Below are 20,293 nucleotides of genomic sequence, written 5' to 3'. Positions count from 1 at the left end.
CCGGCTGTCGGCTGGACTACCGACGAGGGGGCGTCCGGACCGGCAGCGCCGGAGACGGCGGGGCGTCCAGCACGTTCACCTCCTGGGACGCGGTCAGCGCCGGGTCCTCGGTGTCCTCGGCCAGGACGGTCATGGTGTCCGACTCGGAGAACGTCACGCTGAAGACGTGCACGCCCGCGCTGGCCTCGGTGAAGGTGAAGGGGGCCGGGAGGGTGGCCCCCGGGTCCTGGGCCACTCGCACCTCCACGGTGCCCCGGTAGCCCGAGGCCGGGTTCTCGTACGCATCCTGGAGCGTCACCGTGACGTCGACCGGCTGACCTACCGTGGGCATCGGTGTCGCGACCGACAGGAGCATCGACACCGCCGGCCCTGGCGTCACCTCCGCCTGGACCTCGACCGACAGCCCGCCCCCCGCCTCCGACACGGTGAGGGTGTGCGTGCCCGTGCTCTTCAGGGCCGCGGTGAAGGTGAGCTGCCCCGCGTTCGGGGCCGCGAAGTCGAGCGTCAAGGGGAACTCAGCCTGCGCATCACTCGACTCGAGCTCCACGATGCCCATGTAGTCGGTGACGACGTTGTCGAACGCATCCCTCATGCTGAGGGTGAGCACGTGCTCGGAGCCCGCCTCCACCTCGGCGGGGAGCCCCTCGAGCGTCAAGTGGTGGGGTACCCCGCTTGTGACCTGCGCCTCGACCGAGCCGGTGAGCTGCGAGGGGCCCGTGGCCGTCACGCGCTGCAGGCCCGTGGTGACCAGCACCACCGGACTGCCGAAGACGTGCACGCCCTCGTCCTGTGTCGTGAAGGTGTGGCTCGCGGGGAGCACCGCGTCCGGGTCCGTGGAGGTGAGCGCCACGGCGCCCGTGAAGTTCCGCACGGGGTTGCCGAACGCGTCCACCACCGTCACCGTCACCGCGGACTCGTCTCCCGCGGTGACGGTGGAGGCGAGCCCCGTGAGCACCAGCTCGGCGGGCGCGGCCGCGTCGATGTCGAACTCCTCGCTCTGCACGGTCAGCCCGTTCGCGGTGGCGACGAAGCGGTACGTGCCCGCCTCCTCGAGGACCAGGTTCGTGAAGCGCGCCACGCCGGCCACCGCGGAGACCTGCACCGGCTCGAAGTCCGCGCCGCCGACGAGCGACAGCGTGACGGGCAGCGTGGACGCGGTGACGACGTCGCCCTGCGGATTCAGGAGGGAGACGACCACCTCCGCCAGCGGCTGCCCCGCGGTGCCCGACGCGGGCTGCGGGGTGAAGGCCACCTGCGTCACGTCGTTGCTCTGCGTCTGGAAGGCCAGGCTGTTGGAGAGCGTGGTGTTGCCGCGGTTGTCCGTCACGCGCAGCGCCGCGTGGTAGGTCTGCTGCGGCGTCAGGTCCCCGATGGTCGCGGACTCGGCGGTTCCAGGCTCCGCGGGAGCCCCCACACCGCCCACGGGCGTGGCCCCGTCGAAGTCCGCGGCGGTGACGATGGGCGACATCGAGTAGCGCAGCGACTGCGCCGTGGCCCGGCCCAGGAGGCCATCGTCTCCGACGGCGGTCCACGTCAGCGTCACCGAGTCGGTGCCCGGCGTCCCGAGCGCGAGCGTGGGCTGCGCCGGCGGGAGGTCATCGATGATGGAGAGCGTCTGGCTCCGGGCCTGCGCGAGCCCGCTCGCCGTGGCGAGCAGGTGATGGTCGCCATCCGAGTCCACGCGCAGGCCGGTGAAGCGGGCCACGCCGTCCACCGGCGCCAGCTGGGTGACGCCCACGAGCGGGATGCCCTCCTCCAGCGCCAGCGTCACCTGGGGGGCGCCCACCAGCGCGACGTTGCCGTGGGCATCGTGGAGCTCCACCGTCACTTGCGACAGCTCGCCGCGCACGGAGGCCGCGGGAGGCGCGCGGGTGATGGCGAGCACCGACGCGGCGCCGGCCACCACGCCCACCGTCCGCCGCGTGCTGAGCACCGCCACGTCCACGTCGCGCACGGTGAGCTGGTGGCTGCCCGCGCGGTTCAGCGTGATGCCGGTGAAGGTGAAGCGGCCCATGTCCTGTGGGGTGAAGGCATGGGACGGGGGCAGCGAGGCCGAGTCATCCGTGGCGAGCAGCCCGAGCGTGCCCCGGTAGGTCGTGACCACGTTGCCGGAGGCATCGCGCACCGTCACCTGCGCGGAGCGCTGCGTGCCGGCGACGGCGACGGCCTCGAGCCCCTCGACCTCCAGGGATGCGGGCACCCCCGGGAGCACGTTGAACGAGTCCAGGATGGCGTCCGCCACCCCCGGAGCGCTCGCCACCAGCCTGCGTCCCACCACCGCCTTGCGGACCAGCAGGTCGTCGAACCGCGCGACGCCGTTCACCGGCGTCACGGTGAGCGTCCCCTCCAGGACCGCGCCCTCGGGGTTGACGGGGAGCGACAGCGTCACGGGGGACGTGGCATCCGCGACGAGCCGTCCGTCCTCGTCCACGAAGCGGACTCCCAATGTCGGAAGCCGCGCGCCCGCCGAGCCATCCACCACGGACGTGGAGAACTCCAGTCGCGTGGCCACCGATGAGACGAAGGTGAAGGTGGGCTGGGACACGAGCACCACCGAGCCGCCCTCGGCCGCGACGGAGGCCGTCACCCGCTTGACGCCGCCGCGCGTGGAGACCACGAAGCCGACCGCCACCCCCGCTGCATCCGTCCGGCCCGGCTGCGTCACCACGTTGCCCTCACCCGACACCGCCACCGCCACGGTGCGGCCGGCCATGGGCGCGCCGTCCTCGTCCTTCACGAAGACGGTGATTTCGCCCCGGTCCTCACCATTCGCGACGAGCTGCCACGCCGGCGTCAGGAGGACCGTGGAGGCGACGGCGTCCGGCAGCAGCGGCGGGGGCGCGAACTGCTGGGGCGGTGAGTCCTCGCCACAACCGAGCAACAGACCGAGGCACAGCAGGACCCACCCGAGGAGCCGGGGTGACGGACGAAGGCTGACGGACATGCGGTTCTCCGGAACGCGAGCGGCCCCCCCCAGGGAAGGTACCGCTCGCGTCGCCTTCTATCAGACCTACCCCCGAAGACGTACCCGCGCGGGGCTACATGCCCAGGGCGCCCATCAGCGCGGCGCCGCCCAGCAGGGACTGGCCGCCGTCACAGACCATGATGGAGCCGGTGATGTAGGACGCGGCATCCGACGACAGGAAGAGCGCCAGGCGCGCGATGTCCGCCTTGGTGCCGAAGCGCTGCAGCGGCAGCAGCTGCGCGAGCTTCTGGGTGCCCTCCTCGCTGGGGGCGAGGCGCCGCATGCCCTCGGTGTCCTCGATGGGGCCAGGCGTGATGGCGTTGACGCGCACACCGGCGCCGCCCCACTCGAGCGCCAGCACGCGGGTGAGCATGTCCACGCCCGCCTTGGCGGCGCAGACGTGGGCCTGCATGGCCATGGGCAGGTAGGCCTGGGGCGCGGAGATGTTGATGACGGAGGCGCCGGGCTTGCGCAGGTGCTCGAAGCCCGCGCGGCACAGGTTGAAGGTGCCCAGCACGTCGATGTCCATCACGGCCTTGAAGCCGTTGGAGGACATGCCCAGGGCGGGCGCGGGGAAGTTGCCGGCGGCGCCACAGATGAGGATGTCCAGCTCGCCGTACGCGTCGCGCACCGTCTGGAGCGCCTTCTCCACGGAGGCGTAGTCACGCACGTCCGCGGGCACGCCCATCGCGGTGCCGTGGGCCTGCAGGCCCTTCACCGCGCCCTCGAGCTTCTCCACGTTGCGGCCATTGATGGCCACCTTGGCCCCGGCCTTCACGAACGCCTCGGCGATGCCGAGGTTGATGCCGCTGCTGCCGCCCGAGATGAAGGCCACCTTGCCCGCGAGCAGCCCGTCCTTGAAAACGCCATCCGCCATGACTCGTCTCCTGTGGAAGCAACCGGGCGGCGACTTGACCAGAACCTGCCGCACCGCGTCCACGAGCGATTGAGGACGGACGCGGGCAGAGGCCCTCTGTGTTAGAGGTCCCGACATGCGCCGTCGTCCTGAAATCCTCGCTCCCGCTGGTGACCTCGACTCCATGAAGGCCGCGCTGGCCAGCGGCGCGGACGCCATCTATTTCGGCCTGGACGAGGGCTTCAACGCCCGCGCCCGAGCGGAGAACTTCTCGCTCGCCCGCCTGCCGGAGACGCTGGCGATGGTGCACCGCGCGGGCGCCCGGGCGTACCTGACCTTGAACACGCTGGTGTTCGAGCCGGAGCTGCCGGTGGTGGAGGACATCCTGCGGCGCGTGGCCGCGGCGGGCGTGGACGCGCTCATCGTGCAGGACCCGGCGGTGGCGCTGGTGGCGCGCGCGGTGTGTCCGCAGATGGAGGTGCATGCCTCCACGCAGATGACGATTTCGAGCGCGGAGGGCGCGCGCTTCGCCCGGGGCCTGGGCGCCACGCGCGTGGTGGTGCCGCGCGAGCTGTCGGTGGCGGAGATTGCGCGGCTGGCGTCGGAGACGGACATCGAGCTGGAGGTCTTCATCCACGGCGCGCTGTGCATGTCGTGGAGCGGCCAGTGCCTCACCAGCGAGGCGTGGGGTGGACGCTCGGCGAACCGGGGACAGTGCGCGCAGTCGTGCCGGCTGCCGTACGACCTGGTGGTGGACGGGGAGACGAAGGACTTGGGCGACGTGCGCTACCTGCTCAGCCCCAAGGACCTCGCGGGCGTCATGGCGGTGCCGAAGCTGGTCGAGGTCGGCGTGCACTCGCTGAAGATTGAAGGTCGGCAGAAGGGGCCGCAGTACGTGGCCACGGCGGTGCGGGGCTATCGGCGCTGGGTGGATGGAGTCGCCGCGGGACAGGGCGACACGGGCGCGCTGCGCAAGGACCTGGCCGACATGACGCTGTCGTACAGCCGGGGCTTTTCGCACGGGTTCTTCGCGGGCTCGGACCACCAGACGCTGGTGGAGGGGCGTTTCCCCAAGCACCGCGGTGCGTTCCTGGGCGTGGTGGAGTCGGTGCACGGCCGGGACGTGCGCGTCGTGGAGGACCCGAAGGGGCGTCCGTGGACGGGCGGGCTGGGCGCGGACTCGAGGGCCGGGGCGCCGCAGGGCAAGGTGTCGTCTCCGCTGGAGACGGAGGCGCCCGTGGCCGCCGAGCTGTCACCGCGTCCGGGCATGGGCGTGGTGTTCGACGACGGGCATCCCGAGGACAAGCACGAGGCCGGTGGGCCGCTGTTCCGCGTGGAGCGCAAGGGGCACGGGTGGGTGCTGGGCTTCGGCAACCCCGGGCCGGACATGTCGCGCGTCGCGGTGGGGCAGCGCGTCTGGGTGACGAGTGATCCCGCGCTGGTGAAGCAGACGGAGGAGCTGCTCGCGCAGGGGGAGCCCGAGGGGCGTGTGCCGCTGACGCTCACGGTGTCGGGCTCGGCGGGGACGCCGCTGGTGGTGACGGGCACGGCGCGCGGTGGGCATGTGGCCACGGCGTCGAGCACGACGCCGCTCGCGCAGGCGCGGGCGGGAGGACTGGACGCGGCGCTGCTGAAGGACAAGCTGGCGGCGCTGGGTGGGACACCGTTCCATCTGGCGGAGATAGAGGTGTCCGCGCTGGCGCCGGGGCTGCATCTGCCGGTGTCGGAAATCAAGGCGCTGCGGCGCTCGCTGGTGACGGAGCTGACGGAGTCGGTGTCCCGGGGCCTTCCGCGCACGGTGCGCGAGTCGTCCGTGCTTGACGAGGTGCGGGGCTCGGCGCGAGCGCGGGTCGTCGCCCGGTCGGTCGTCGAGGGCGCGCGGCTGTTGCCGCTGTGCCGGACGGACGAGCAGTTGGAGGCGGTGATTGCCGCGGGGCTGCCCGAGGTGGAGCTGGACTGGATGGAGCTGGTGGGGCTCCAGCGCGCGGTGGAGCGGGCGAAGGCGGCGGGGCTGAAGGTGACGATTGCGACGGTGCGGGTGCAGAAGCCCGGAGAGGAGGGCTACGACGCGCGCATCGCGAAGCTCAAGCCGGACGCGGTGCTGGCGCGGCACTGGGGCGCGATGATGCACTTCCTGGAGCGGCCGTTCGCGCCGGGCGAGACGCGGCCCGCGCTGCACGGGGACTTCTCGCTCAACGTGACCAACTCCGTGACGGCGCTGCACCTGTTGGGGTTGGGGTTGGACACGCTGACGTTCGCGCACGACCTGGACGCGGTGCAGCTGGGGGCGATGCTGGAGCACCTGCCCGCCGAGCGCTTCGCGGTGACGGTGCACCACCACATCTCGACGTTCCACACCGAGCACTGCGTGTATTCGCACACGCTGTCGCACGGGCGTGACTACCGCAGCTGTGGGCGGCCGTGTGAGAAGCACCGGCTGTCGCTGCGCGACCACAAGGGCCTGGAGCACCCGGTGGTGGTGGACGTGGGGTGTCGGAACACGGTGTTCAACGCGCAGGCGCAGAGCGCGGCGTCGCTGGTGCCCTCACTGCTGGCCCGTGGGGTGCGGCGCTTCCGCGTGGAGTTCGTGCGGGAGTCGCGCGAGGAGGCCACGCGGGTGCTGGGCGCGTATCAGGAGCTGCTCGCGGGAAGAATCTCCCCGGCGGAGACGGTGCGGCGCGCGGCCGTGCACGAGCAGTTCGGGGTGACGAAGGGGACGATGAAGGTGTTGAACCCCACGTTCACCGTGCAGCGCTGAGGGTCAGGGCTCCTCTTCGGGTTGGGTGACGGTGTCGCGGCACAGGCGCAGCACGGCGTGGAAGACCTCGTCGATGGAGCCGGTGTGGAGACCGTCGTGCTCGGCCCATGCGCGTCGGGTGTCGAGCATGGAGGCTTCCCGCTCGGCGTCGGGGAACGGGAGCCCGTGTTCGGACTTCACGCGGGCCGCGTCCTGGACGAGTCGAGCGCGGCGCGCGAGCAGTGAGACCAGCTCACGGTCGACCTGGTCGATGCGCTGGCGCACGTCGAGCAGGGCGGGAGGCGCGGTGGGGCTGCGCACGGCCTTCGCGGAGGCCTCGAGTCCCTGGTGGAGTTCGGTGAGGGCCGCGAGCAGCTCCGCGCGAGCCTCGCGGGCGTAGGGGTTCTCCGACTGCACGACGTTGAAGAGGTGGGGCACCTCGGTGCGTGCGTACTCCTCCAATCGGGCCACGGGTTGGAAGCTGGGCGGCGCGAAGGGGATGCCCTTCCCCACTCCGGCCTTCACGAGCCCGTGCGCGAGGAAGAACGTGAGCACATGCGTGCGAGCCATCAGCGCGTCGTGTGCCTCGGGAGTCATCTCCGTCACTTCACAGCCGAGCCGCTCGAACAGCGCGCGGGCCCGCTGTGCGGCCTCGGGGTGTAGCGAGTTGGGACACACCACGGTGCGCCGGGCGTCACCGCGCGCGAGGCTCGCGGGGCCAAAGAGCGGATGCGTGCCCACCCACGGGATGTCGCGTCCCAGGACGGAGGCAAGCGCCTGCACGGGGCTCACCTTCACGCTGCCCACGTCGATGACGAGCTGGGTGGGGGACAGCAAGGGGCGCAGCGAGGTCAGCGCGTCGTGCATGGCGGTGACGGGCATCGCCAGCACGAGCAGCGAGGAGCGAGTGGCCAGTTCCGCGAGCGAGCCGGCCTGGAGCTTGGGAGGGACTTCATCGAGCTTCGGGTCATGGACGCGGTGGGGGATGTCCGCGTCCGCGAGCAGCCCCGAGAGGGCGCGACCGAAGCGCCCATAGCCCAGCAAGCCAACCGTCTCCGTCATTCCGAGGGACTCCCGAGACTTGGACGTCGGTGGACTCAGCGGCCCAGGAACCTGGCGGGGCGGCGCTCGGCGAAGGCGGAGAAGGCCTCGGCGAGGTCGTGGGACTGGAGGAAGGCGGAGTTCCACACGGCGACGTAGCGCAGGCCGTCGGCGGTGGACTTGTCGGCGCAGTACTCCATGACCTGCTTGGCGCCCTGGACGACGAGGGGCGGATTGTCGGCGATGCGGCGCGCGGTGGCACGGGCCTGGGTGAGCATCTCCTCCGCGGAGGGGAACACCTCGTTGACGAGGCCCATGCGAAGGGCGCGCTCGGCGTCCACGTCGCCGCCGGTATAGGCGAGCTCGCGGGTGTGGCCCTCGCCGATGATGCGAGGCAGGCGCTGGAGAGCGCCCAGGTCCGCGACGATGCCGACCTTCACCTCGCGAAGGGAGAACTTCGCGTCGCGCGAGCAGTAGCGGAAGTCGCACGCGGCGATGAGGTCCATGCCTCCGCCGATGCACCAGCCGTGCACGGCGGCGATGAAGGGCTTGCGACAGCGGGCGACTCCCTCGGTGGCCTGCTGCATGTCGCCGATGAGCTTGAGCAGCCGGGTGCGCTCCAGGGCGAGGTTGTTGTCGCCGGTGAGCAGCGGCCCCAGGGACTCCATCATGCCCATGAGGTCCAGGCCGTAGGTGAAGTGGTCGCCGTTGCCACGGACGAGCACCACACGGACGGAGTCATCGTCATCGAGTGCGCGGATGGCCTCCGGCATCTCCCGCCAGAAGTCCGGGCCCATGGCATTGCCACGCCCAGGGCCCAGCAGAACCACCTCGGCGACTCCATCCGCCTTCTCGATGCGCAGCGACTTGTACGTGGCGTCCATCACGACCTCCCGCGAGAGTGAGCGCACCGTACCTCACCCACGCGAAAGCGGCGCGTGACAGCGCCCCTTCATCAGCCGAACTCGACCACCTTCATCCCGAACAGTCGGTCCACGGCGAGCAGCAGGTCGTCATGCACCTGGACCTTCAGGGACGTGTTCCCGATGAGCGCCTCCGCTTCACCAGGGAACAGCACGCTGACGGCCACGGGCGTGGCCCCCGCGTACTTCTTCGCCAGCTCGTTGAGCTTCGCCACCCGGTCCTCCGTCAGCAGGTCCGCCGGCACCCGCAGCTCCAGCCGCTTGGTGCGCTTCTCCCGGACCTCCTTCAGGCTCTGGATGTTGTCGACGATGAGCTCCGGCGTGGGCGAGTCCTCGTCACGCTGGCTGATCTGCACCGTCCCCGTCACAAGAATCGGGTCGTCCGACTTCAGCAGGTGCTCCCAGTTCTCGAACCCCGGCTTGGGCCCCTGCTTCGTCCACTTGCCATTGCTCCCCATCACGCTGCGCGTCCCCTCCTTGCCCGGGAAGCACACCAGCTCGATGGAGCCCGACAGGTCTTCAATCGTCACCCACGCCATGCGCTTGCCCGTCTTCGTGGGCCGCTCGCGCAGCACCGTGACGACGCCCGCCACCGTGAGCTTGTCGTCCTTGCGCGCGCGCTGCACCGCGGTAATCGGCTTCGCGTAGCGCTTGAGCTCCTTGTCGTACTGATGCAGCGGATGGCCCGACACGTAGAAGCCGATGGCCTCCTTCTCCAGCGCCAGCCGCTCCTTCTCCGACCACTCCTCCACCACCACGTAGTCGTCCTTCAGCCCCGCCCCGCCCGACGCCGGCCCCGCCAGCATCCCGAACAACGAGCTCTGCCCCGCCGCCTTGTCCTTCTGGCTGGCCGAGCCCCGGTTCATCGCCTTCTCGATGGTGTCGAAGATCTGCCGACGCGGCCGCTTCTCGAAGTCGAACGAGCCCGCCTTCACCAGCGCCTCGAGCACCTTGCGGTTCACCTTGCGGCTGTCCACCCGCTCGCAGAAGTCGAACAGGCTCTTGAAGTGCCCGTCCTTGCGCGCGTCCAGGATGGACTCGATGGCGCCCTCGCCCACGCCCTTGATGGCGCCCAGCCCGAAGCGGATCTTCCCGTCCACCGCGCCGAACTGCAGGTCCGACTGGTTCACGTCCGGCGGCAACACCTGCAGGCCCGACTCGCGCGCCTCGCCGATGTGCTTCACCACCTTGTCCGTGTTGTCCTTCTCGCTGGAGAGAAGGGCCGCCATGAACTCGCACGGGTAATGGGCCTTCAGCCAAGCCGTGTGAATCGTGACGAGGCCGTACGCCGCCGAGTGGCTCTTGTTGAAGCCGTACTCGGCGAACTTCTCCATCAGGTCGAAGATTTCGCCGGCGACCTTCAGGTCGACGCTGTTCTTCGCGCACCCCTCGAGGAAGCCGGCGCGCTCGGCCTGCATGACCTCGGCCTTCTTCTTGCCCATGGCGCGGCGAAGCAGGTCCGCGCGGCCCAGGGTGTAGCCACCCAGGACCTGCGAGATCTGCATCACCTGCTCCTGGTACACGATGACGCCGTACGTGTCCTTGAGCACCGGCTCCAGCGCGGGGTGCGGATACGACACCTTCTCGCGGCCGTGCTTGCGGTTGATGAAGACGTCCACCATGCCGGAGTCCAGCGGACCCGGGCGGTAGAGGGCGCCGGCGGCGATGACGTCTTCGAAGCAGGACGGCTTGAGCTTCACCACCATTTCCGTGAAGCCGCTGGACTCCATCTGGAAGACGCCGGCCGTGTCGCCCTTGGCCATCAGCTCCCAGACCTTGTCGTCGTTGAGCGGAATCTCGTGCCGGGGGATGTCCTTGCCGTGGTTGCGCTTGACCAGGTCCAGCGCGTGCTGAATCACCGTGAGCGTCTTCAGGCCGAGGAAGTCGAACTTCACCAGCCCCGCCGCCTCCACCTCGTCCTTGGCGAACTGGGTGATGAGCGTCTTCTCACCCGGCGGCTGGTAGACGGGCACGAACTCCCACAGGGGCTTGTCGGCGATGACCACGCCGGCCGCGTGCATGCCGGGCTGGCGGTGCAGTCCCTCCAGCGCGAGCGCGATTTCCAGCACGTCCTTCGTCGTGACGGGCTTGCCCTCCACCTCGCCGATGTTGCTGGGCTTCTCCATCATCTCCTTGAGGCGAGGCTCCATCTCGATGGCCTCCTTCAAGGTGATGTTGAGCACCTCCGGCACCAGCTTCGCGATGCGATCTCCCTCGCTGAACGGCAGCGCGAACACGCGGCACACGTCGCGCAGCACGCTCTTGGCCTTCAGCGAGCCGAAGGTGATGATCTGCCCCACGTTCATCTCGCCGTACTTGCGGCCGACGTACTGGATGACCTCGTCGCGCCGGTCCTGGCAGAAGTCGATATCGAAGTCGGGCATCGACACGCGCTCCGGATTCAGGAAGCGCTCGAACAGGAGGTTGTACGGGATGGGGTCCACGTCGGTGATGCGCAGCGCGTACGCCACCAGGCTGCCGGCGCCAGAGCCACGGCCCGGGCCCACGGGGATGCCCATCTTCTTCGCCCAGTTGATGAAGTCCTGGACGATGAGGAAGTAGCCGCTGAACCCCATCTTCTGGATGACGCCAATCTCCAGCGACAGGCGCGCCTGGTACTGCTCGCGGTCGATGGGGTAGGTCACCGTGGCCGCCAGCTCGTTGAAGCGCTCGCGCAGGCCCTCGTAGGCCAGCTCCGCCATGAAGCTGTCCGGCGTGTGGCTGTCGGGCACCTTGAAGGTGGGCAGCATGGGCTTGCCCAGCTTGAGCTCCAGGTTGCACTGCTCGGCGATGCGCTGGGTGTTGTGGACCGCCTCGGGCGTGTCCTTGAAGAACTCCAGCATCTCCGTGGGGCTGGTGACGTAGAGCTTGTCGGTGGCGTGCTTCAGGCGCTTGTTGTCCGCCAGCGTCTTGCCGCTGGCGATGCACATGAGCAGCTCGTGTGCGCGCGCGTCCTCGCGCTTGATGTAGTGCGCGTCCGCGGTGGCGCACAGCGGGATGTCCAGGTCCCGCGACAGCTGCATCAGGTTCTCGTTGGCCTTGTCCTGCTCGGGCATCCCGTTGGACTGCACCTCCAGGAAGAAGTGCCCGGGCTCGAAGATGTCCTTGTACTCCTGGGCCGCGCGGCGGGCGTGGTCCATGTCCCCGCGGAAGCACGCGCTCGTCACCTCGCCGCCCAGGCACGCCGTCAGCGCGAACAGGCCCTTGCTGTGGTCGGCGAGCACCTTCTTGTCGATGCGCGGGTGGTAGTAGAAGCCCTGCATGTACGCCGTGGATGACAGGTAGCGCAGGTTGGCGTAGCCCTCCGCGTTCTTCGCCACGAGGATGAGGTGGTGGGAGACCTTCTCCGAGCGGTCCTCACGCCCCTTGGGACCGGCGACGTACGCCTCCATGCCGAGGATGGGCTTGATGCCCGCGTCCTTCGCCTTCTTGTAGAAGTCGATGGCGCCGAACATGTTGCCGTGGTCCGTCACGGCGACACTCGTCATCCCCTTCTCCTTCACCGTCTTGATGAGGTCCTTCATCCGGATGGCCCCATCGAGCAGTGAGTACAGGGTGTGAAGGTGCAGGTGGGTAAAGGACATGGTGAGGCGAACAGTATGGCCCTCGCCCCCTGCTCGCCAGTCCAGTGTGCGCCCCGCGCGCGAGGGGCCCTGGAGGCCGGAAAATCGGCCTCTTGCGCCGTCGTGTCCCCGTCGGAAAATGGCGGCCCGGGGCCCTCGGAGAACTTGACTCCGCGCGCCTCCCCACCCGGCGTCCAGGCGAGCACGTCCGGGGCGGAACTCCGGGGGCGCACGGGCCTTCATGTTTCTTCACGCCCGGTACAAGCGCGCCCAAAACCCGGCCGGCACATTGGGCAGCGTCGCCAGTACGGCGCAGCCACCCGGGGCCGCTTTCGGCGCGCCCCTTTGCCGGAGAGAAGACCATGATGAAGAAGCTCGCCATCGCCAGTTCCGCCGTCGTCGCCGTCGTGCTGCTCAGCGGCTTCGCCTTTCGCGGAGGGCACCACGGCTGGGGCCACAACCCCGAGCGCATCAAGCAGGTGGTGACGTGGAAGCTCAACGACAAGCTGGATGACCTGGACGCGACGGAGGCCCAGCGTCAGTCCATCCACGCGGTGAAGGACCGCATGCTCGAGCAGGGCGCGAAGCTGGCCGAGGAGCAGCGCGGGGTGCGCTCGGAAGTGGTGGGCCAGCTGGAGTCCGCCACGCCCGACGCGAAGCGGCTGCACGCGCTGGTGGACGAGCGCATCGAGGCCCTGCGCGCGTTCGCCCACCAGGCGACGGACGCCGCGTTGGAGGTGCACGGCACGCTCACGCCCGAGCAGCGCAAGGCGCTGGCCACGGAGTTCCGCGAGCGCACCGGCCTGGAGTGAGGAGCCGCGTCCCCCACTCAACGGCCTTCGTCTGCCCGCGGGTAGGAATGGGTAGGCGACGAGGCGCGCCGCGCATAGGTTGGGAGCGTGAGATACCGGTACACCGACTACGCGCAACGCATCCGCTCCTTCGAGAACCTCGGTGAAGTGGCCGAATACGGACACGTCATCGAGGGCGGGCAGACCTACCCGCTCTTCCGCATCACCGTGCCCGGTGAGCGTTGGCTGGTCATCACCTCCGGCTTCCATGGTGAGGAGCCCGCGGGTCCGCTCACGCTGGCCGAGCGCCTGCCGGAGGTGGTGGCCTACGCGAAGGAGCGCGGCGTGGGGCTGCGCGTGTATCCGTGCATCAACCCCTCCGGCTTCGAGGACGGCACCCGCTACAACCGCAGCGGGGAGAAGCCGAACAACGACTTCATGCGCTACGAGGTGGCGCCGGGCGAGTGGCGCGGAGAGCTGAACCCCGGCCAGGCGCACCTGCGCTGGGCGCTCTACGACGGCGGGCCCAAGGAGACGCGGGCGGTGCGCGCGGACCTGGCGCGCTGGCCCGCGCCGAACGCCGCGCTGGACATCCACCAGGACAACTACCTGGGCGGCGCCGCGACATATGCGTACGTCTTCGGGGACAAGGCCGCGTACCTGCCGCTCGTCGACGCCGCGTCGAAGCACGCCACGGTGATTCGCAACCAGAAGGTGGACGAGAACAACTTCACCGATGACGCGGGCCTCATCTGGTACCACGACGGCAGCGTGACGGACTGGTACATGCGCCAGGGCGTGCCGTACACGGCGGCGCTGGAGACCACCACGCCCACGAGCCTGGACGCGTGCCACCAGGTGAACCTGGCCTGGATCCGGGGCTTCATCGACCTGGCCGCGCGCAAGGAGCGCTGACCGACGCGACGTGCGGCGTGACATGCTGGCTCGCCGGTCCGTTCCCTGCGGGTCGCGCGAGGAGGCTGTCACCGTGCAACGTCTGGAGCGCCGTCCGCTGGGGATGACGGGCCTGAAGGTGTCCGCGCTGGGGCTGGGCGCGGGGCCCTTGGGGAGCGCGGAGCTGGAGGACCGGGCGGTGGAGGCACTGCTGCTCGGCGCGCTGGACGCGGGGGTGAACCTCATCGACACGGCGCCGAGCTACGGCGCGTCCGAGGAGCGCATCGGCCGGTTCCTCGGTGCGCGCCGGGGCGACGTCGTCCTGTCCACCAAGTGTGGCTACGGCGTGCCGGGGGTGGAGGACTGGACGCCCGAGTGCATCACGCGAGGCGTGGACCAGGCGCTGCGGCGGCTGCGGACGGACTACGTCGACGTGATGCACCTGCACTCGTGTCCCGAGGAGGTGCTGCGGCGCACGGAGCTGGTGGATGCCCTGCGGCGCGCGGTCGCCCAGGGCAAGGTGCGCGTGGCGGCGTACTCGGGGGACAACGCCGCGCTCCAGGTGGCGCTGTCCAACGGGGCGTTCGGCTGCGTGCAGACCTCCGTGAATGTGTTCGACCAGCGGGCGCTGGAGGTGGCGGTGCCGCGCGCGGCGGGGATGGGCGTGGGCGTCATCGCCAAGCGGCCCCTGGGCAACACCGCGTGGCGCCATGACACGCGGCCCCAGGCGCACGACGTGGGGCAATACTGGGACAGGATGCGGGCGATGCACGTGGACCTGGGCGGGCTCGAGTGGGATGAGCTGGCGCTGCGCTTCGCGGCCCATGCGCCCGGGGTGAGCGCGTGCATCGTCGGCACCACCCAGGCGTCACGGCTGCGGCGCAACCTGGACATCCTGTCCAGGGGGCCGCTTGCCGAGTCACAGGTCGCCGGGCTGCGCGGGGTGTTCCGCCGCCATGACCAGGGATGGGACGGGGTGATTTGAGCGCCCCACCCCTGTCACGGGTCAGCGTCGCCGTCTCGTCGAGAGGCTCCGCTGAAGCAGGACCATGACGCCGAGCACGGTCAGCACTCCGGATGACGTGGCCCGACCGGGGGTCGCCCCACAGCCGAAGGACTCCTCGGCATCGCTCAGGGCCTCGGTGGACTCGTCACTCACGGACGCCGTGACGCCAGCCCTCACCTGGTGATTCAGGACGCGGAAGTCACTGTCCGCGATGAGGGTCCGGACGGAGGCGCGGCCGAGGTCGTCGATGGGCGGCGCCCCCGTGCGGAAGACAAACCGGTTCGCAATCTGCACCTCACTGCCTCCAGGCGGCCGCACCCAGACGCTGTAGCGACGCGCGGGCAGGTCCGCGAGGATGCGCACGTGGTACGTGCGGCCATTGACATACGGCACCCGGCTGAGTGACGCATACGCGCCTGCATTGCGCACGTCGAAGTACCCCTCCAGGTTCATGCGCACCGTCATGTTCAGCGAGGCGTAGTCCGTCACCGAGGTGGAGCTGTCCGTGTAGCCGATGGTTCCATCCTGCCGGGAGGCGAGCGGCGTCACGTCGAACTCGATGGTGCGCACGCCGGTGTTGCCACTGCCCAGCCGGTGCTGGCTCTCGAAGAAGGAGAGCTTCGAGTACCAGGGGTACGGAGGGTTGGGATTGAAGCGCAGCACCGCCTCCAGGAAGTAGTAGTCGCCGTAGATGAGGCTGACGTCGACCTCCTGGTTCGCGGGCAGGTGCCCCACGCCATGCAGCAGCAGTCCCGGGCTGTTGGTGCCCTGCGCGAAGTACGCGGGAGACACCAGGGTGTCGAGCGTGCGCAGGGCGGCGTCGCGGTAGCGCGTCTTGCGCGCGGCATCCGTCTCCAGCTGACTCAGCTCCAGCAGCGCCGAGGCGACGATGGCCGCTGCGGAGGAGTCCTTCTGCGTTCCTGGCGCATCGAAGTCCCACTTGGGCACCATGTCCGTCGGCACGCGCGACAGGTACCAGTCCGTCACCTTCCGCGCGGCGGCAAGCATCCGAGAGTCTCCCGTGTATCGGTACACCATGGTGTACCCATGGATGAGCCACGCGTGGCCGCGGGCCCAGGTGGAGTTGGTGGAGTACCCCTGGAAGGTGCCCTTGGAGCGGATGGCGCCGGTGGCGGCGTTGTAGTCCACATAGTGGAACGAGCTGCCATCCGGGCGCACCGCGTCTCGCAGCGTGGTGAGCGCATGATTGACGGCCATGGTGCGCAGCTCCGCGCGCCCGCCGTTCGCCGAGGCCCACAGGAGCAGCTCCAGGTTCATCATCGTGTCCGTGACGAGCGGCACGTCCCACGCGGAGTTCCAGTCACAACAGTCGATGATGCCGATGCGCGTGTTGTAGCGGGCCGCCAGGGACTCGGCGGAGGTCAGCAGCACGTTGCGGTAGTAGGCGTCTCCGGTGAGCCGGTAGGCATTGCCGAAGCTGAGGAACATCTTGAAGCCCAGGTCATGCGTCTTCCGGTTCGTCTTCTGCACCTCCAGGGGCCGCGTCCATCGGTCGGCCTTGCTCTGCCACGAGGGCTCCAGCCCCACCTGGTAGAGCTGCCACAGGCCGCCTGGGAAGAAGCCCTGCGTCCACGCGACCTCGTCCGTGTTGGCCACCGTCGTCCACGTCCCATCCGCGCGTGAGGCCTTCGGAGAGCGCGTCTCGTTCGGCATGGCGGCCGCGGACTTCCGAAGCTGCGTCCGCGCGAACCCCACCACCTTCAGCGCGTCCGCGTCATTGAACGCACGGGCCCCACTTCCGCCCAGGAGCAACACCAACCCCAACACCTTCCATGTCCAGGATGCCAACGCCCTCATGCCCCCTCCCCTCACCTGCGGCCAAGGTGGTCGCGAGCGCATCCGGAAGCCAGGGCGCCCAGCACGCGGGGCACTGAACGACGAGGGGAATGTGAAGCGCCGTTCGCGGCCCTCCTTCTCGAGGGCATGACAGATGCCCCTCGTACCATGCCAACCCATGCGAACCCTGCACGCCCCTCTGGTTGCGTTGGTCCTCGCGTCCTTCTCAGGCTGCACCACCCTCGGCAAGCCACCCATGCAGCAGGCCTGGGACGCAGCCGAGGTGGAATGCCACACACCCGAGGAAGACCAATGCGTCTCCCTCCTGTGTCTGGGCGAAGCCTGCGGCTTCTACCCCTGCGAACGCGCTCCCGGAGACATCGAGCTGGCGCGCTTCCCTCCGGCGCGTCCACCTGCGGCGAGCGCGGCTCCAGGCAGAGGGCCCAGGCGGAACTGGGGCGGAGCCCAACAACTCCCAGCAGGCGCGGTCATGGTCTTCCCGAACTGGAATGGCGCACCAGCGACGGTCATTCCGCCTTCACGCCAGCTCACTCCGGGGCGATGGGAGAAGCACCACATCTTCCCCCAGGCCCGAGACCTCGCCGACTGGTTCGAGCAACAAGGCGTCAAGATTCACAGCTACACGATGCCCATTCCCCTTCACGTGCACAGGCGAATCCATGACGGCACGGGGCGAGGTGGAGCCTGGAACGATGCGTGGCGTGACTTCATCCGAACCTCTCCCAGGGCAAGTCCCGAGGAGATCTTCCGGCATGCGGGAGAGCTGATTCATCGATTCGACCTCATCGGAGGTCCCATCCAGCCCTACTATTCCCGCCCAGGAGCCTAGGCACGCATGAGCCGTTACTTCTTGTTGGGCGAGGACAGGGCGGCCACCGCGAAGCACGGCGGGGAAGTCGATGCGACGCATCGGTGGCGACTTCCCGGAGTGAAGTGCCCTGCGTGCGGCGCCACCTGGAGCGACGTGGGGCATGACCATCCCTCCGTCGACCTCTCGGGCCTCGCCGAGCACCGCGCATTCGAGCGACCTCGACCGGAACCTCTCGCCGAGCTCAACCGACTGCGCGAGCTGGTGCGTCCCTTGTTACCTCCCCAAGCGGAGCTTCCACCCGGCACGCACTTCGGCCCGCTGGTGGGTCAGGCCTTCGGCGCCTTCGGTCCACTGGCCTGGGTCGGAGGAATCAGACTCCTCCTCCGGTCGGAGGTCCTGGAACAACTTCGCGCCGCCGGAGTCCGTGGACTCGTCGGCTGCCGCACCGAGCTCCGACACCGGCAGAAGAACCCCCCCGAGCTGCTGGAGCTTCAGCTTCGACCGACAGGCCGGCTGCACCCGAGCAGCCTCCCCGCGGACACGCCTCCGGCCTGCGCAACCTGCGGACGCCAGTCCTTCCGCTGGCCCGATGCGCCCATCCTGGAGGCAGCCACCCTCCCCACCGAGGCGGACCTGTTCCGGTTGGGCGACTTCGCCACGATGGTCATCTGCACGGAGCGGTTTCGCGATGCAGTGAGCCAACTCGCCCTGGAGGGCCTCACCTTCCGCGCGCTGCCGACGCGGTAGACGCTGTCCCTACCGGCCCGACGTCAGCACGCGCGACCAGAGCATCAACAAATCCCTGACCACGGGGCCCTCGGGCACCTCCGCCACGGGCGGCACGTCCACTTGAACTCCGTGGGACGCCAGCCGCGTGAACGGATTGTCCGGGTCCTCGGTCTTCAACGGCACCGCCGGGTCCGCCGGCCGGAAGCCGAACTGGAGCGCCCGCTCCTGCACCGGCCGGCTGTGCAGATAGCGCAGCCACTCCAGCGCCGCGTCCTTCTGCGCGGGCGTCACCCAGTCCCCCTGCAGCACCGCCGCCGGGTGGTCGCTCCACAACGTGAGCGCGGGATACGACACCTTCAGCTCACCCCACCGCCCCTGCGCCTGCGACACCTGCGCAATCGCCAGGTTCTCGTACACCACCGCGATGTCGTAGCGCGAAGGCCCGAAGCGGACCATGTCCGCCATGAAGGTCCCCGTCGAGGCCTCGAAGCGCGTCACCCCCCGCTCCAACGCCTTCATCCAATCCTGGTACCCCGGGTCCAGCAGGTCTTCCACCGTGAGCCCACCCCGCTTGCCGTAGTACTCCAGCGTCGCGAGCAGCAACGCCTGCAGCCCCGAGTTCGAGCGCGTCGGGTCCGTGTGGCCCAGCTTCACCAACCCCCACTCCCCCTTGCCCCCAATCGCCGGCCAGCCCCGAGGGCTCGTCACCGCCTTCTGGAGGACCTTCCACGACACCGCGCCGCCACCACTCGCCTTGCGCAGCACCTCCGCCCGGTCCGCCCACACCACGAACACCAACGGCGTTATCACCAGCGGACGCGGCGCCTGCTCACCGGCCTCCGCGAACAACGGCCGACGCGTGGCGTCCGTCGCCCAGTCCGACGCGAGCATCCGCAACACCGCGCTGTCCGCCGGGCTCCACACCGTGGGCTGCTCGCGGCCCTCCAGGATGGCCTGCGCGGCCTCCAGCGAGCCTCGCCCCACCAACGTCAGACGGATGGACGGGTTCGCGCGCTCGAAGTCCCGCGCCGCCGCCTCCACCCAGTCCTTCTTCTCCGTGCTGTAGAGGAAGGTGACGTCCACCACCTTGCCCGGCCTCGAGGGCCGGGACACCGAGGTGGGCAGCGGCGTCCCCGCCTCCGGGACCTCCGTCGACCGGGGCCCCCGCTCCGAGGTCAGGTACAGAACCCCACCCAGCGCGGCGATGAAGCCGACGACGATGAGAACCCTGGGTGTCATGTGCCGCCGCGTCCCCCATCCAGCATGTCGCGCCTCAGGCCTCCAGCCGGGAGAGTCGTCCCGCCAGCGGCGTCTCGCTTCCCGCACTCACGCCCTTGACCCACTCGGACAGCGAGCCGCCGGACTCGGACAGCTTCTTCTCCACGTGCGGCCGCAACTGATTCCAGCGCTTCGCCCAGCCCTCCTCGGAGGCGCTGCCCTTGAACCCGGGGCGCTCCGCCAACAGCAGCCCCAGCCGCAGCGCCAGCTCCGGCTCGCCCAGCGAGTCCGCGCGGCGCACCATGCCCAGCTCGCCCGACTCCGGCGCGGACTTCCACAGCGCCACCGCGCGGCTGAAGGCGGCCACGTCCAGCTCGCTCAACAACCCCAGCGCGTGGCGCAGCGGCAAGCGCCCCTCCTTCGGAGTCGCCACCACGCGCTTCATCAGCGCCTCGAAGACGGGGGCCAGCTGCGCGTGCGCGGCCGGGTCCACGCCGCCCAGGGCCCTGAGCGCCCTGCGCGCGCGACGGGCGCGAGAGGTGACCTCCCAGCTGCGCCAGCCCAGGCGGGCGCGGAGCCCCGCGAGCGCCTCGGCGGCGGCGTCCAGCGTCGCCTGCGTCGGCGTGGCCACGGGCACGCGGCGCGGCAGCGGCGTCTGCTTCGGCGCGGCGGCAGGCGCGGCCACGGCGACGGCGGGAGCGCCCCCTTCCGTCACCTCCTGGTAGCCCTCGCGCACCTTCTCTGCGACCTTCTTGTCGTACTCCTTCTGCGCGCTCGCGGCGTCGGCGAAGGCCTTCTCCTTGCGCTGCCCGGCGGTGCCGATGCGGCCGAAGGTGACGATGAAGACGTTGCCCTGAACCTCCGGCTGCCAGAACTTGGAGCTGGTTCCCTCGACGAACTCGAACCTACGCATGGCCCATCCTCCCGGTGCACTGGCCGCC

The 20,293-nt window shown here is 69.8% G+C and carries 14 protein-coding genes; 6 read left to right on the top strand and 8 right to left on the bottom strand.

Annotated features, from left to right (window positions below; genetic code table 11):
- Positions 1–16: 16 nt before the first annotated feature.
- Positions 17–2,944: an Ig-like domain-containing protein gene (locus K8625_RS02395; RefSeq protein WP_223781724.1), complete on the bottom strand. Its 2,928-nt coding sequence runs from the start codon at positions 2,942–2,944 to the stop codon at positions 17–19.
- Positions 2,945–3,038: 94 nt separating this feature from the next.
- Positions 3,039–3,842: an SDR family oxidoreductase gene (locus tag K8625_RS02390; protein ID WP_046715710.1), complete on the bottom strand. Its 804-nt coding sequence runs from the start codon at positions 3,840–3,842 to the stop codon at positions 3,039–3,041.
- A 115-nt stretch (positions 3,843–3,957) separates the two neighbouring features.
- On the opposite strand from K8625_RS02390, the gene K8625_RS02385 reads away from it, so the two are divergent.
- Complete coding sequence (locus K8625_RS02385) at positions 3,958–6,579, top strand: U32 family peptidase (RefSeq protein WP_223748073.1); 2,622 nt, start codon at positions 3,958–3,960, stop codon at positions 6,577–6,579.
- Between the two features lie 3 nt (positions 6,580–6,582).
- Here K8625_RS02385 and K8625_RS02380 read toward each other — a convergent pair whose 3' ends face one another.
- The 3 genes from K8625_RS02380 to dnaE all read right to left on the bottom strand — a co-directional run bounded on the left by K8625_RS02380 (position 6,583) and on the right by dnaE (position 12,106).
- Positions 6,583–7,620 carry a prephenate dehydrogenase/arogenate dehydrogenase family protein gene (locus K8625_RS02380; protein ID WP_223748072.1) on the bottom strand — a complete coding sequence of 346 codons (1,038 nt, stop codon included), beginning with the start codon at positions 7,618–7,620 and terminating at the stop codon, positions 6,583–6,585.
- Between the two features lie 35 nt (positions 7,621–7,655).
- Entirely contained in the window at positions 7,656–8,483 is an 828-nt protein-coding gene (locus tag K8625_RS02375; protein WP_223748071.1) for a crotonase/enoyl-CoA hydratase family protein, read from the bottom strand.
- A gap of 71 nt (positions 8,484–8,554) precedes the next feature.
- A complete protein-coding gene (gene dnaE / locus K8625_RS02370; protein ID WP_223781723.1) occupies positions 8,555–12,106 on the bottom strand; it encodes a DNA polymerase III subunit alpha in 3,552 nt (1,183 codons plus the stop codon).
- A gap of 341 nt (positions 12,107–12,447) precedes the next feature.
- Between dnaE and K8625_RS02365 the strand changes: the two genes are divergently transcribed.
- The 3 genes from K8625_RS02365 (at position 12,448) to K8625_RS02355 (ending at position 14,755) form a co-directional block, all read left to right on the top strand.
- Positions 12,448–12,897: a Spy/CpxP family protein refolding chaperone gene (locus K8625_RS02365; protein ID WP_141325788.1), complete on the top strand. Its 450-nt coding sequence runs from the start codon at positions 12,448–12,450 to the stop codon at positions 12,895–12,897.
- A gap of 87 nt (positions 12,898–12,984) precedes the next feature.
- Entirely contained in the window at positions 12,985–13,791 is an 807-nt protein-coding gene (locus K8625_RS02360) for a M14 family metallocarboxypeptidase (protein ID WP_141325789.1), read from the top strand.
- Between the two features lie 73 nt (positions 13,792–13,864).
- A complete protein-coding gene (locus tag K8625_RS02355) occupies positions 13,865–14,755 on the top strand; it encodes an aldo/keto reductase (RefSeq protein WP_223781722.1) in 891 nt (296 codons plus the stop codon).
- A 21-nt stretch (positions 14,756–14,776) separates the two neighbouring features.
- On the opposite strand, the gene K8625_RS02350 is transcribed toward K8625_RS02355, so the two are convergent.
- Positions 14,777–16,594, bottom strand: a complete 1,818-nt coding sequence (locus K8625_RS02350; RefSeq protein ID WP_223781721.1) for a glycoside hydrolase family 88 protein — start codon at positions 16,592–16,594, stop codon at positions 14,777–14,779.
- 157 nt (positions 16,595–16,751) lie between these two features.
- Here K8625_RS02350 and K8625_RS02345 point away from each other — a divergent pair, with 157 nt between their 5' ends.
- Together K8625_RS02345 and K8625_RS02340 are read left to right on the top strand one after the other, a co-directional pair.
- The gene (locus K8625_RS02345; protein ID WP_223781720.1) at positions 16,752–17,423 is read left to right on the top strand and encodes a TIGR02269 family lipoprotein; all 672 of its coding nucleotides are present in this window, start codon (positions 16,752–16,754) and stop codon (positions 17,421–17,423) included.
- A gap of 6 nt (positions 17,424–17,429) precedes the next feature.
- On the top strand, positions 17,430–18,152 hold the full coding sequence (locus tag K8625_RS02340) for a double-CXXCG motif protein (protein WP_223781719.1): 723 nt from the start codon (positions 17,430–17,432) through the stop codon (positions 18,150–18,152).
- Between the two features lie 9 nt (positions 18,153–18,161).
- Here the strand turns inward: K8625_RS02340 and K8625_RS02335 are convergent, their stop codons facing one another.
- Positions 18,162–19,373 carry a substrate-binding domain-containing protein gene (locus K8625_RS02335; RefSeq protein WP_223781718.1) on the bottom strand — a complete coding sequence of 404 codons (1,212 nt, stop codon included), beginning with the start codon at positions 19,371–19,373 and terminating at the stop codon, positions 18,162–18,164.
- Positions 19,374–19,407: 34 nt separating this feature from the next.
- Positions 19,408–20,265 carry a WGR domain-containing protein gene (locus tag K8625_RS02330; RefSeq protein WP_223781717.1) on the bottom strand — a complete coding sequence of 286 codons (858 nt, stop codon included), beginning with the start codon at positions 20,263–20,265 and terminating at the stop codon, positions 19,408–19,410.
- Positions 20,266–20,293: the final 28 nt, after the last annotated feature.

Origin of the sequence: Myxococcus sp. AS-1-15 (assembly GCF_020037055.1) — a bacterium.
Lineage (GTDB): Bacteria > Myxococcota > Myxococcia > Myxococcales > Myxococcaceae > Myxococcus > Myxococcus fulvus.
Note: the sequence above shows the minus strand (reverse complement) of the source record. Positions and strands in the feature narration are given on the sequence as shown.

What these genes read in the sequence shown, in the direction of transcription:
- K8625_RS02395 (WP_223781724.1), bottom strand. Translation starts at nt 2,944, where the DNA reads ATGTCCGTCAGCCTTCGTCCGTCACCCCGGCTCCTCGGGTGGGTCCTG.
- K8625_RS02390 (WP_046715710.1), bottom strand. Translation starts at nt 3,842, where the DNA reads ATGGCGGATGGCGTTTTCAAGGACGGGCTGCTCGCGGGCAAGGTGGCC.
- K8625_RS02385 (WP_223748073.1), top strand. Translation starts at nt 3,958, where the DNA reads ATGCGCCGTCGTCCTGAAATCCTCGCTCCCGCTGGTGACCTCGACTCC.
- K8625_RS02380 (WP_223748072.1), bottom strand. Translation starts at nt 7,620, where the DNA reads ATGACGGAGACGGTTGGCTTGCTGGGCTATGGGCGCTTCGGTCGCGCC.
- K8625_RS02375 (WP_223748071.1), bottom strand. Translation starts at nt 8,483, where the DNA reads ATGGACGCCACGTACAAGTCGCTGCGCATCGAGAAGGCGGATGGAGTC.
- dnaE (WP_223781723.1), bottom strand. Translation starts at nt 12,106, where the DNA reads ATGTCCTTTACCCACCTGCACCTTCACACCCTGTACTCACTGCTCGAT.
- K8625_RS02365 (WP_141325788.1), top strand. Translation starts at nt 12,448, where the DNA reads ATGATGAAGAAGCTCGCCATCGCCAGTTCCGCCGTCGTCGCCGTCGTG.
- K8625_RS02350 (WP_223781721.1), bottom strand. Translation starts at nt 16,594, where the DNA reads ATGAGGGCGTTGGCATCCTGGACATGGAAGGTGTTGGGGTTGGTGTTG.
- K8625_RS02345 (WP_223781720.1), top strand. Translation starts at nt 16,752, where the DNA reads ATGCGAACCCTGCACGCCCCTCTGGTTGCGTTGGTCCTCGCGTCCTTC.
- K8625_RS02340 (WP_223781719.1), top strand. Translation starts at nt 17,430, where the DNA reads ATGAGCCGTTACTTCTTGTTGGGCGAGGACAGGGCGGCCACCGCGAAG.
- K8625_RS02335 (WP_223781718.1), bottom strand. Translation starts at nt 19,373, where the DNA reads ATGACACCCAGGGTTCTCATCGTCGTCGGCTTCATCGCCGCGCTGGGT.
- K8625_RS02330 (WP_223781717.1), bottom strand. Translation starts at nt 20,265, where the DNA reads ATGCGTAGGTTCGAGTTCGTCGAGGGAACCAGCTCCAAGTTCTGGCAG.